The organism is Microvirga lupini (assembly GCF_014191055.1).
Lineage (GTDB): Bacteria > Pseudomonadota > Alphaproteobacteria > Rhizobiales > Beijerinckiaceae > Microvirga > Microvirga lupini_A.
Map to the genome: position 1 here is coordinate 443,565 of NZ_JACHWB010000003.1, position 12,176 is coordinate 455,740.

A 12,176-nucleotide genomic window follows, 5' to 3' on the forward strand; every position below is an offset into this window, starting at 1 on the left:
CCAAATCCCTCAAGCTCTGATCTTCTCCAGACCTTTCCAGTCGAATTTGATGCCGTGGCCGGGACGATCCGGGGCCAGGGCGAAGCCGTCCTGAATCTGCAGAGGCTCGGCGATGTAGCGTTCGAGTCCAAAGCCATGGGCTTCGAGATAGGATCTGTTCGGGCAGGCGGCGAGGAGGTGCACGGTCACGTCATGGGCGCCATGGCTGGTGACCGGAAGGTTGAAGGCTTCGGCCAGATGGGCGATCTTCATGAAGGGCGTGACGCCGCCGCAATTGGTGACGTCCGGCTCCGGATAGGTCACCGCTCCACCCGCCACGTAGAGCTTGAACTCCCAGAGCGTTCGGAGATTCTCACCGGCTGCGATCGGCAGCCCGCCCTCTCGTACGATACGGGCATGGCCTGCGGGGTCGTCGGGAATGGTCGGCTCTTCGAGCCATGTGAGATCGAAGGGCTGAAGGGCGCGCGCAGCACGGATGGCGCCATCGACGCTCCATTTCATGTTGGCGTCGACCATCAGCGGGAAACCGGCTCCGAGATGCTCGCGCATGGCCTTCACCCGCTCCACATCCTCGAAGAGGTTGGTGCGGCCGACCTTCATCTTGATGGCCCGGAAACCTTTTCCGAGATTATCGTCCGTCTGGCGCAGGAGCTTGTCGAGAGGCAGGTCGAGATCGATGCCCCCGGCATAGCATGGCACTTTGGGATCAAAGCCGCCGAGCGCTTTCCAGAGCGGGAGATTGGCGCGTTTCGCCTTGAGGTCCCAGAGCGCCATGTCGAAGGCCGAGAGCGCCAGGACAGTCGGGCCGCCGCGACCGCCGTAATGGAGCGCCCACCAGGCCTTGTGCCAGAGACGCTCGATCTCGTCAGCCTCCTCGCCGTCCATGATCTCGGGCAGCTCGCGGGCGAGGATCGTGTCGATGGCAGCGCCATTGCGCCCGACCGTGAACGTGTAGCCGACACCCTCAGCGCCGTCCGAATCGCGGATACGGACCGTATTGAGCTCGAAGGCGCGCATCTCGCCATGCATGGAGTCGGTCAGGACAGCCGGCAAAGGGATGCGGTAAAAGCCGGGTTCGATGGAGGTGATCCGAGGCATGGTTGTCCTTCGCTATATTAACTGTCGAATTTGCGGCCGGTACTCAGGCGGCCTCTTCCGTGCGCATGCTCAGCCGGGCCTGGATGGCCACGACGAGCAGCAGGAACGCGCCGCGAATGACCGATTGCCAATAGGCCGAGAGGCTGATCCAGCCGAGACCGTTCTCGAAGTTCAGGATGTTGAAGATCAGGCCGAGGAGAAGCACACCGGCAAGCGTCGATCCGACGGAGCCGACGCCTCCGGTTAGCAGGGTGCCGCCGACCACGACGGCCGCGATCGCGAAAAGCTCCCAGCCCACACCCTCGATCGGTTGGCCCGCACCGAACTGCGCTGCGAGGATCACACCTGCGAGGCCAGCAAGGCCGCCGCTGGCCAGGTATACAAGCGCTTTCACGCGTTGGGCCGGCAGACCCATAAGGCGAGCTGCGTCCTCATTGCCGCCGATCGCCAGTACGGTGCGCCCGAACGAAGTGAAATTGAGAATGAGAGAGCCGAGAAGATATGCGATGAGCGCGATCCAGGCTGGAATGGGAAAGCCGAGGAAATCGCCTTGGCCAAGCTCAACAAAGCCGGTCTCGTAGGAAACCGAGACCGACTGGTTGTCGGCTAGCAGCAGAGCGCATCCGCTCGCCGCCAACATGGTTGCGAGGGTAGCGATAAACGGAAGGATATTGAGGCGTGTGATGATGAAAGCATTGCAGGCGCCTATCGCCAGCCCGGCTCCCAAGCCGCCGAGCAGACCAGGCATGACGCCGTAAGGAGAGAGCAAGGCGGCAACGACGCTGCCGAGAGCCGCGGTCGAACCGACAGAGAGATCAATGCCGCCGGTGATGATAACGAAGCACATACCAAGCGCGACCAGGGCGAACATGCTGTTGTAGCGCAGCACCGTGAGAACGTTGAAGGCGCCGAGGAAATTCTCGTAGCGCAGCCAGCCGAACAGGATCAGGGCGACGAGGGCGAGGAGCACACCGTAACGTCCGATCCCCTGGAACAGCTTGAGGGAGGTTGTGTTCATCGGCGACCTCAGCGATAGCTCTGCCGCTGCAGCCAGACGGCCAGCACGATGATGGCGGCTTTCGCCACGAGGGCAGCCGCATCGGGGACGCCGTTGGCCAGAAGCGTGTAGCGGACGAGCTGGATGATCAGTGCTCCGACCAGGGTGCCGATGATTGTGGCCCGGCCGCCGGTGAGGAGCGTTCCACCCACGGCCACTGCTGCGATGGCGTCAAGCTCCATGCCAAGGCCCACGAGGTTGGCGTCAGCGGCGGAGTTGCGGGCGATCACGATGAGGCCTGCGATGCCGGAGAGAAAGCCGCTGATGAGGTAGACTCGCTTCTTCACGGACGCCACGGGAATGCCGGACAACCGGGCGGCCTTCTCATTGCCCCCGATGGCAAGGATCTGCCTGCCGAAAACGGTGCGCCTGAGCATCCAGGCAGCCGTCGCCACGATAAAAATCATCAGGATGGCTTGAAACGGGATGCCGAAGACGCGCCCAAGGCCGATGAACTGGAAACTGGGCAGGTTGAACACCTGCAGGTTGCCGTTGGTAAAGACCTGGGCGATGCCGCGCCCGGCGATGAAAAGGACGAGGGTGGCGATGATAGGCTGGATGCGCAGGCGTGTCACAAGCCAGCCATTGAACCATCCGAGTGCCGCCGCGGCCAGAACCGGAAGGATGAAGGCCAGCGCAATGCCGATGGCCGGGTGGGGCAGGGGAAAGAGCTTGCCGAGAAAGATCAGTGGTGCGAGCGCGCCTGCAATCGCCATGAGAGCGCCGACCGAGAGATCGATGCCTCCCGTGGCGATGACGAGGGTCATCCCGACTCCGACGATCACAATGGCGCAGACCTGGGTGAGATTGACGTTGAGCGTCTGCCACGTGGCGAAGTTCGGCGTAATGGCGAGATTGACCAAAATCAGGAGGACGAGCGCAATCCAGGCGCCATAGCGCGTCAGAATGGTTCTGACATCGAAGCGAGGCGCCCTGTGCGCCGGTGGCAGGGTGGTTGCCGTATCAGCCATGGGCTACCTCCCGGTCGCTCTCATGCCCATGGGCCATGGCGGACATCACACTCTGCTCGTTCACCTCGTCGCCGTGTAATTCGGCCACGGTGCGGCCGTCGCGTAGGACGAAAATGCGGCTGGCTGCCTCCACGACTTCCTCCAATTCGGAGGAAATCATCAGGACGCCAAGGCCTTGGCCCGCGAGCTCCCTGATCAGGCTGAGGATCTCGGCCTTGGCGCCCACATCGATGCCGCGGGTCGGCTCGTCTAAGATTAGGAGCTTGGGGTTCATGCAGAGCCAGCGGGCCAGCAGCACCTTCTGCTGATTGCCGCCCGAGAGTTCGCGGATGCGCTGTTCCGGGCCGGTGCAGCGGATGCCGAGGCGCTTGATGAAGCGATCGACGATCGCCCGGCTGCGCGCCTCGTCCACGATACCGCGCCGGGCCAGTTGCGGCATGAGGGCAAGCGTCAGGTTCTCGCGCACGGACATGTCTGGAATGATGCCCTCGAGCTTGCGATCCTCCGAGCAGAAGCCCATGCCGGCCCGGATTGCATCCGACGGTGCGACGATGGCATTCTCACGCCCGCCGAAGCTGACCGTACCGGCATTCGGCTTGTCGACTCCGAAGACAGCCCTCACGGATTCAGTCCGGCCCGCTCCCAGAAGTCCCGCGAGTCCGACGATTTCACCCGGCCGGACATCGAAGCTGACATCGCTGACCTTGCGGCCGATGGCAAGATTCCGGACCTCCAGCACGGACCCAGGCGTCTCGCTTGCCGTATCGGTCGTGTCATGCCCCTCGTGTAGAACCTGCGACAGCTCGCGCCCGAGCATGGAGGTGACAAGGTCGATCCGCGACAGCTGGTTCATCGGTGCGACTTGTACGGTGCGTCCGTCTCGCATGATGGTGACGCGGTCACAGACGGCATAGAGTTCGTCGAGCTTATGGCTCACGAAAATCACCGAGACGTCTGCCTGCCTGAGCTGACGGATCACGTTGAACAGCACCTCGACCTCCCGTTCGTCGAGAGAGGAGGTTGGCTCGTCCATGATGACGAGCTTGGCTTCGAAACCGATGGCGCGGGCGATGGCGACCATCTGCTGAATGGCAGTCGGATAAGCCATGAGCGGGCGGCGCACGTCGATGTCGATCTTGAACCGGGCTAGTAGAGCCCGGGCCTCCGCGTGCATGGCCGACCAATTAAGGAGACCGAACCGGCGCTTCTCGCGGCCGAGACAGATGTTCTCCGTCACGGACCGATATGGCACCAGATTGATCTCCTGATAGATCGTGCTGATGCCGGCCCGCTGCGCTTCCTGCGGTGAGGAGAACTCCACCGGCCTGCCATCGAAAAGGATCTCGCCGGCATCCTTCCTGTAGTAACCGGTCAGGATCTTGATGATGGTGGACTTGCCGGCGCCGTTCTGGCCGATCAGCGCATGAACTTCGCCCCTCTCCACCACGAGATCGGCCGAGCGCAGGGCCGGAATGCCGGCGAAGCGCTTGTCGATGCCGTGCATGGTAAGAAGCGGCGCCATGGAAGCTCCGTCCCCAGGTTCAGCCATACGAGAAAGGCGCTGCCCGATGTTATGAGCAGCGCCTTTGGGGTTCAGTAGGCGTCCGCGATGAGCTGGGTCGCGTTCGATTTGTCGAAGAACCGATCAGTGTTCACCACCCATGGCTCGATCTGCTCGCCCTTGGCGTAGCGGGCCAAGGTCTCGAAGGCTTTCGGACCAAACTTCGGATTACACTCCACGGTGGCAAGCATCTTGCTGTCGATGATGGCCTGCAATGCGTCGCGGGTGCCATCAATGGATACGACAATCACGTCCTTGCCCGGTTTCTTGCCAGCCGCTTCAAGGGCCGCAATGGCCCCGATGGCCATTTCGTCATTGTGCGCGTAGATGGCTGTCGCGTCCGGATGTGCCTGTAGCAGGGTCTCCGCCACTTGGCGGCCCTTGTCACGGGCGAAGTCACCGGACTGTGACGCGACAACCTTCATGCCCGAATGCGCCTTGATGTAGTCCTCAAAGCCCTTGCGGCGGTCATTGGCCGGGGAGGAGCCCGTGGTACCTTCAAGCTGGATGATCTTGGCATTGCCGTTCATCGCCTTGGTCAACGCCTCAGCCGCGCGCTTGCCTTCGTCCACGAAGTCCGAGCCGATGAAGGTCACATAGTCACGGCCTGCCTTCGCAAGGCTCTGATCCACATTGCGATCAAGCAGAATGACCGGAATGCCGGCGCGCTTGGCGGCCATGACAGCCGGGATCAGGGGCTTCTCCTCACGGGGGGCAAGGAAGATCAGATCAACCCCCTGAGCAATCATCGAGTTGACGTCGGCCACCTGCTTGGCGGCGGAGCCGGCCGCATCGGTGTAGACGAGCTGATGTCCAAGCTTGGCGGCTTCAGCCTTCATGCTCTCCGTCTGCGCAATGCGCCACGGGTTGTTCGACTCGGTCTGCGCGAAGCCGACCTTGTATTTTTCTTTCTGCTTCAGCTTGGGCAGTTCCTGTGCCGACACTCCACCAAGTCCCAGCCCGATGGCCGCGACGCCCGTTGCAAGTGCAAGGAAAGTCCTTCTCAGCATCGTCTTCCTCCATGAAGTTTTTTATGCCCCGTTTCGGGGTTCTTGAACCATTGCCGCAGCCCTTTAAGGCTGCAGGTCCTCACCAACGGACATAAGTCGTCTGCTTCCGCAGGTATCCGTCGAAGCCGTATTTGCCGTCTTCCCCGCCGAGGCCTGAGTGCTTCCAGCCGGTGTGGAATCCTTGAACCAATTCACCACAGGGTCGGTTGACATAGAGCTCCCCGAATGAAAGCTCGCGTGAGAGACGCATCACCCGGCGCAGATCATTCGTGTAGACATAGGCGGACAGGCCGTAGCTGCTGTCGTTGGCGAAGCTCAGCGCCTGCTCGAAGCTGTCCACGGTCATGACCGGGGCAACCGGGCCGAAAATCTCCCGCTGCATGACGGACGCTTCGTTGCTGTCGACGCGCAGAACTGTCGGCTCGAACCAATGGCCGCGGGCGAACTCGCCTTCCTTGAGGCGGCGTCCTCCCGCGAGGACCTCGGCGCCGGCCGCTATGGCACTGTTCACGATCTCCTCAACCTTGTCGACCTCGGGCCGGTTCACCTTAGGCCCTATGTCAGGGTTGGTCATGGGGTCGCCGAGCCGCATCTGCTTCACGCGGGATACAAACCTGTCGAGAAAGGGCTCCGCGATGTTGCGGTGCAGGTACATGCGCTCATTACAGGTGCAGATCTGGCCGCAATTGGTAAAGCGGGACACGATGGCAGCTTCTACGGCGGCGTCGATATCTGCGTCGTCGAGGACGATGAACGGTGCTTTTCCGCCAAGTTCCAAGCGCACGACCTTCAATTCATGAGCGCCTGCTGCGTAGATCTCGCGTCCTGCGCGGACACTCCCCGTCATGGTGATCATGGCGCTGATGGGCGAGCGCACCAGCGCATCACCAACCGTTCGGCCGTCACCTGTGACCACGTTCAGAACGCCTTTCGGAATTCCAACGTCATGAGCGAGGCGAGCAATCTCAAGAGCCGAGAGGGGCGTGGATTCGTGTCCCTTGACCACCATGGTGTTGCCGGCAACGAGGGCAGGCCCGATCTTTCGCGCGGCCAAAGCGGCTGGATAGTTCCAGGCAGTCAGGCCGACGACCACACCGAACGGAACGCGACGGATCCAGACCTCCTCATTCTGGAAGTCGGACGGGAGAATGTCGCCCTCGATACGACGTGCGCTCTCGGCGGCGAATGTCAGGAAGGTGACGACGGCGTCGATCTCGCCTTCGGCCTGGTTCAGAGGCTTGCCTTGTTCCAGAACGACGATACGGGCGAGGTGGGCCTTGTTCTGTTTCACCGCGGCAGCAAGATCGCTCACATAGCCGGCGCGGACGATCGGCGGCAGTGCAGCCCAAGCCGGCTGTGCTCGCCGCGCCGCTTCCAGGGCAGCCGTTGCATCCTCGACAGTTCCAGCCGGAACAGAGGCAAATACAATCTCGTTCGCGGGGTTCTCAACATCGGACCGTTCTTCGGATCGGCCGTTGGTCCATGCGCCGTCGATATACATCTGGTAGTGGGTAATGGCCTCAGGGCGGCCAGCCTGAACTGAATTCGTCATGCTCGGCCCTCGCCAGGTCCCTCCCAGGGGAGCTGCGGGTCAGAGTTCGACAGAAGGTTGCCTTGTGATGGCGTCACCAGTCTCTCTCCCTGTTTCGCTCAAGCGGAGCAGTGTCAAACCAAACGTCATTTAGCGATCTATTTGGTTCGACCGGAACTAGGATGGTCAGCCCGTCAACCGCTGTCAAGACCTCTTAATTAAAGCCATGTAGGGCAAGAATGACGGTTCTGCTGCTGGATTTCTGCAGATATAGGACGCGCTGATCATCAGGCGGTGGATTTTGGTCGGACCATATGGTACTTGTCAGCAGCCTGCAGATTAGCTTTTGCCCGTGCTAGAGCATGGGCAAAAACTGAATAACAGGAGCGAGGTGACCATGGACCAGAGCGAGAAGCTGCATGGCCACGGGACGGTTGGGGCAGGGTCACGGCGGTCGGATGCTGTGGCAGCCGAACTTGTACGGATGATCGAGACGGGTGGTCTTCAGGAGGGCGAGCGACTTCCGGCAGAGAGAGACCTGATGCAGCGCTATGGAGTGAGTCGGGCGGCTGTTCGAGAGGCAATCGTCTCGCTCGCGAACCGGGGTCTTATTGAGACGCGCCTCGGTCATCGTCCTATCGTCCGGAAGCCCGACTATGAGATCGCCGTCGATAAAGTCGGCAACCTCGTCGGCCATCTCATGGTCGACAGAAAGGGTGTCTGGAATCTCTTCGAAACCCGGATCTTCATGGAGGTCGGGCTGGCACGCTGGGCCGCCAAGCATGCGCGGCGTGACGACCTTGAGGAATTGCGTGCGGCGCTCGATGGCAACCGAGAGGCCATCGGCAACTCTGTCCTGTTCGATGAAACCGATGCTGCCTTTCATGCAGTGCTGTATCAGATACCGGGCAATCCGATCTATCCGGCCATCCACAAGGCTTATGTGGAGTGGTTGACCCAGCACTGGCGTTCGATGAAGCGGGGTGCCGGCATTGATCAGATGAACTACGCCGGCCACGAAGCCATTCTTGAGGCCATCCTCGCCCGTGATCCTGACAATGCAGAAGAAGCCATGCGGCGGCATCTGGTTGCAGCGTGGGAATTCGTCAGGTCGACCTTTCCATCGGATAACTGACGGTGCGTCTTGCACTGAGAGATGACTGCAATAGTTGCATGGATGCGATGGTCATCACGGCGTCATAGAAGCGCCAGTAGAGACCTGTCCAGGAGGAAGGACCATGAACTATCTCGCACTTCTCTCATCTATGACCGCCCTTGTGCCTGCGATGATCGGATCATCCATGGCTCAGGAGAAGACGCAGACCGGCGCAACTACAATCGTGGTCGCCCATCGCGGCGCCAGCGGTTATCTGCCCGAACACACGCTTGAAGCCTACAAGATGGCGATCGACATGTGAGCGGACTACATCGAGCCGGATCTTGTCGTGACAAAGGATGGCGTGCTCATCGCCCGGCATGAGCCGATGTTGAGTGGCACGACCGATGTGGCGAACAGGCCCGAGTTCGCCTCTCGCAAGATCACACGCAAAGTCGATGGAGTGGACACGAGCGACTGGTTCGCCAGTGACTTCACCCTTGCGGAAATCAAGCAGTTGCGTGCCAAGCAGGCCATGGCCGATCGCGACCAGTCGAAAAATGGGCAGTTCCAGGTCCCAACCCTTCAGGAGGTGATCGATCTCGCCAAGAAGGAAAGCGCTGCAAGGGGTAAGATTGTCGGCATCGCTCCGGAAACCAAGCACCCGACCTTCCATGCGGCTCTCGGCCTCCCGATCGAGGATCGTCTGGTGAACGTGCTCAAAGAGGCCGGCTGGTCCGATGCCTCCGCGCCAGTGGTGATCCAGAGCTTCGAAGTGGCGAACCTGAAGTACCTGAACACACGGATCGACGTGAAGCTGGCGCAACTATTGGATGCAGAGGACGTGGACAAGGACGGGAACATCGTCCTCAGTGCACCCTATGCCCAACCTTATGATTTCGTGGTGGTCGGCGACAAGCGCACCTACAAGGACCTTCTGACGAAGGAGGGTCTGGCCGAGGTCAAGTCCTATGCCGACATTTTGGCGCCGTGGAAGCCTTACATCCTTCCCACCAAGCAGGTGGACCAGAACAGCGACGGCAAGGCGGACGACATCAACGGCGACGGCAAGTCCGATGAGCAGGATCGTGTTCTTGCCGGGCCTTCCAGTGTCGTGAAGGACGCTCATGCTGCGGGCCTTCAGGTCTTCACCTGGACATTCCGCAATGAGCCCAAGCGACTGGCCTCGACCTTCAAGGGCGATCCGGCGGCCGAGTACAAGGCTTTCTATGCTCTCGGCGTCGATGGGCTTTTCAGCGACTTCCCTGACACTGCCGTGAAGGCGCGCTGATCGTCACAATCTCCTGAGAAACCCGGCATCACCTGATGCCGGGTTTATGTGTAAGGAGTTATTGGCACACGTCCACCCAATCGGCACCCACTAGATCGGCCATGCGCTGTGGATGGATGCGAACGGCCGTATGGATGGAGCCCGCAGCCGGCACGACCTCGTCGAAAGCCTGCAGCGAGATATCGCAGTAGACGGGCAGGGGCGTTGCAAGTCCAAAGGGGCAAACCCCACCCACGGGATGACCAGTCAGGGTCTTGACCTGCTCCGCATCGAGCATGGAGGCCTTGCCTCCGAAGGTCGCCTTCACCTTCTTGTTGTCGAGTCGAGCAGTCCCGCTCGTGACCACAAGAAAGCTTTTCCCTCCAACACAGAGGGAGAGGGTCTTGGCGATTTTCTCTGGGCCGACGCCATGCGCTTCTGCCGCCTGGGCTACGGTGGCAGTGCTGGTATCCATCTCGATGATCTCGATGTCCGGGGCCTTCTGGGCGAAGAAAGCGCGAACGGACTCAAGGCTCATGGCCGGTGACCTCCTGCAAGCTGACGAGGATCATGAGAGCCCGTCCCAAGGACATGCATCTCATCGAATGACGACTACGCTCATCATAGCCGCCACCTTGCAGAGAGTGCAAACTCGGTCTTACCCCTCGGCCTCCGGGTAGTCCGCGTTACGGCTCGTCTCGGCCCAGGTATCGATCTCGGCCAAGGTTTCCTTGAGCTTGTTCTTAACGCCTTCGAGAGCGATCGAGCCCAGCACCAAGTGCTTCGGGGGGCTTTCCGCCTCGACAGCTTTGACGATGGCTTCAACGGCTCGCACAGGATCCCCTGGCTGCTTGCCACTGTAATTGGCTGTCGCGTCAAGCCGAGCTCCGACCGTATTCTGGTAATCGGCAATCGTCGGCCGCCGCTGCTGCAGGGATCGCCCGGCCCAATCGGTGCGGAATGGCCCCGGCTCGACGCAGGTCACCCTTATGCCGAGCGGCGCGACTTCCCTGGAGAGGGAATCCGACAAGCCCTCGACCGCATGCTTGGTCGCTGCATAGTAGCCGGACCCTTCGAACCCGATAAAACCCGCCTGGGACGAGATGTTGACGATATGGCCGCGACGGCGGGCCCGCATGCCGGGCAGCACAGCACGGGTCATGGCCGCAAGGCCGAATACGTTCGTCTCGAACTGGGCACGGATCTCGGCATCATCGCCTTCCTCGATAGAGGACTGGTATCCGTAACCGGCGTTGTTCACCAGCACGTCGATGGACCCGAAGCGCTCCTCCGCTGCTTTCACGGCTGCGGCGATCTGATCTGGCTTGGTGACGTCGAGCGACAGAGCGAGGGCGTTCCTCTCATTTCCCTGTGTCAGATCCTGTACGCGGCCGACATCGCGGGCGGTCACCACCGCACGCCAGCCCCGGCGCAGCACGATTTGAGCAAGCTCGCGGCCAAATCCGGTGGAGCAGCCTGTTATGAACCAGACGGGATTGTCGTTCAATGCCATGCGCGGTCTCCTCTGCTTGGACGGATGCGGGAAGGGCATATAGGGCCTGATCTGTGAGGGTGAACCGGTTCCCTCGGTTTGATCTCCAGAAGAAGCTAGGGTTTCTGGAAATCCACGAGGGGTTCGTCATAGATCCCGGTAAGGAGCCTGCCGTCCCTCCTGACGACGCCGCGATACATGCCGGAGCAGTTGAAGGGCAGGGATACATTGCCGTCGCGATCCACGGCAATGATCCCGCCCGAGCCACCCGCTGGAGCAAGCATATCGATCACCACGGCACGCGAGGCCTGATCCAAGGTCTGACCCGCATAACGCATACGGGATGCGATCTCGTGCGCAGCCGCATAGCGAATGAAGATCTCACCATGGCCGGTCGCCGACACAGCGCAGGTCTCGTTGTCGGCCCATGTTCCGGCACCGATGACGGGGCTGTCGCCCACTCGCCCGGGTGCTTTCGCCGTCATGCCTCCGGTAGAAGTGGCCGCTGCAATGTTGCCATGCCTGTCGCGGGCCACCGCACCGACCGTGCCGTGCTTTCGCGACTCGTCCTGATCGTCCGCGCCGCTCTGGCGCATGGCAAGCGTCTCCTGCAGGGCCTGCCAGCGCTGATCGGTGTAGAAATAGGAAGGCTCTTCGAACGTCAAACCCTGCCTGCGGCAAAATTCCAGAGCGCTCTCGCCGATCAGCACCACGTGGCCTGAATGCTCCATCACAGCCCGGGCGGCGAGAACCGGATTGCGCGGGCCGCAGATTCCGGCAACGGCTCCTGCGGAGCGGTCTCTGCCGTTCATGACTGCCGCGTCCATCTCCTGCCTACCGGCGGAAGTATAGACCGCACCGCGCCCAGCATTGAAAAGCGACTCATCCTCGAGCGCCATCACGGCGGCAGTGACGGCATCAAGAGCGCTTCCGCCATCGGCAAGGACGACGCGTCCCGCTTCGAGGGCGCGGCGCAAGCCAGCGTGGTAGGCGGCTTCCCGCTCCGGCGTCATCTTGCTGCGCAGGATCGTTCCCGCGCCGCCGTGGACGGCGAGAGCAAAATCATTGCTGGTTGTGGTGCTGGTCATGA

12 protein-coding genes are annotated in these 12,176 nt (G+C 61.3%); 3 read left to right on the top strand and 9 right to left on the bottom strand.

Annotated elements, in window-relative coordinates:
* Positions 1-9 precede the first annotated feature (9 nt).
* The 6 genes from FHR70_RS13650 to aldA form a co-directional block, all read right to left on the bottom strand.
* Complete coding sequence (locus FHR70_RS13650; protein ID WP_183450999.1) at positions 10-1,098, bottom strand: mandelate racemase/muconate lactonizing enzyme family protein; 1,089 nt, start codon at positions 1,096-1,098, stop codon at positions 10-12.
* A gap of 43 nt (positions 1,099-1,141) precedes the next feature.
* Complete coding sequence (locus FHR70_RS13655; protein ID WP_183451001.1) at positions 1,142-2,116, bottom strand: ABC transporter permease; 975 nt, start codon at positions 2,114-2,116, stop codon at positions 1,142-1,144.
* An 8-nt stretch (positions 2,117-2,124) separates the two neighbouring features.
* Positions 2,125-3,126, bottom strand: a complete 1,002-nt coding sequence (locus tag FHR70_RS13660) for an ABC transporter permease (protein ID WP_183451003.1) — start codon at positions 3,124-3,126, stop codon at positions 2,125-2,127.
* Entirely contained in the window at positions 3,119-4,648 is a 1,530-nt protein-coding gene (locus FHR70_RS13665) for a sugar ABC transporter ATP-binding protein (protein ID WP_183451005.1), read from the bottom strand. The genes FHR70_RS13660 and FHR70_RS13665 overlap by 8 nt, the downstream gene beginning before the upstream one ends.
* A 71-nt stretch (positions 4,649-4,719) precedes the next feature.
* Positions 4,720-5,697, bottom strand: a complete 978-nt coding sequence (locus tag FHR70_RS13670) for an ABC transporter substrate-binding protein (protein WP_183451007.1) — start codon at positions 5,695-5,697, stop codon at positions 4,720-4,722.
* 79 nt (positions 5,698-5,776) lie between these two features.
* Positions 5,777-7,249 carry an aldehyde dehydrogenase gene (aldA, locus tag FHR70_RS13675; RefSeq protein ID WP_210277611.1) on the bottom strand — a complete coding sequence of 491 codons (1,473 nt, stop codon included), beginning with the start codon at positions 7,247-7,249 and terminating at the stop codon, positions 5,777-5,779.
* A 376-nt stretch (positions 7,250-7,625) separates the two neighbouring features.
* Here aldA and FHR70_RS13680 point away from each other — a divergent pair, with 376 nt between their 5' ends.
* The 3 genes from FHR70_RS13680 (at position 7,626) to FHR70_RS13685 (ending at position 9,615) form a co-directional block, all read left to right on the top strand.
* Complete coding sequence (locus FHR70_RS13680) at positions 7,626-8,363, top strand: FCD domain-containing protein (RefSeq protein ID WP_183451009.1); 738 nt, start codon at positions 7,626-7,628, stop codon at positions 8,361-8,363.
* 103 nt (positions 8,364-8,466) lie between these two features.
* Positions 8,467-8,646 (top strand): glycerophosphodiester phosphodiesterase family protein, encoded by a 180-nt coding sequence (locus FHR70_RS24530; protein WP_210277612.1) that lies wholly within the window; start codon positions 8,467-8,469, stop codon positions 8,644-8,646.
* A gap of 9 nt (positions 8,647-8,655) precedes the next feature.
* The gene (locus tag FHR70_RS13685) at positions 8,656-9,615 is read left to right on the top strand and encodes a glycerophosphodiester phosphodiesterase family protein (RefSeq protein WP_343058827.1); all 960 of its coding nucleotides are present in this window, start codon (positions 8,656-8,658) and stop codon (positions 9,613-9,615) included.
* Between the two features lie 58 nt (positions 9,616-9,673).
* Here FHR70_RS13685 and FHR70_RS13690 read toward each other — a convergent pair whose 3' ends face one another.
* The 3 genes from FHR70_RS13690 to FHR70_RS13700 form a co-directional block, all read right to left on the bottom strand.
* Positions 9,674-10,132: a YbaK/EbsC family protein gene (locus FHR70_RS13690; RefSeq protein WP_183451011.1), complete on the bottom strand. Its 459-nt coding sequence runs from the start codon at positions 10,130-10,132 to the stop codon at positions 9,674-9,676.
* Between the two features lie 120 nt (positions 10,133-10,252).
* Positions 10,253-11,107 carry an oxidoreductase gene (locus FHR70_RS13695; protein WP_183451013.1) on the bottom strand — a complete coding sequence of 285 codons (855 nt, stop codon included), beginning with the start codon at positions 11,105-11,107 and terminating at the stop codon, positions 10,253-10,255.
* A gap of 95 nt (positions 11,108-11,202) precedes the next feature.
* Positions 11,203-12,174: an isoaspartyl peptidase/L-asparaginase family protein gene (locus tag FHR70_RS13700; RefSeq protein ID WP_183451015.1), complete on the bottom strand. Its 972-nt coding sequence runs from the start codon at positions 12,172-12,174 to the stop codon at positions 11,203-11,205.
* Between the last annotated feature and the right edge of the window lie 2 nt (positions 12,175-12,176).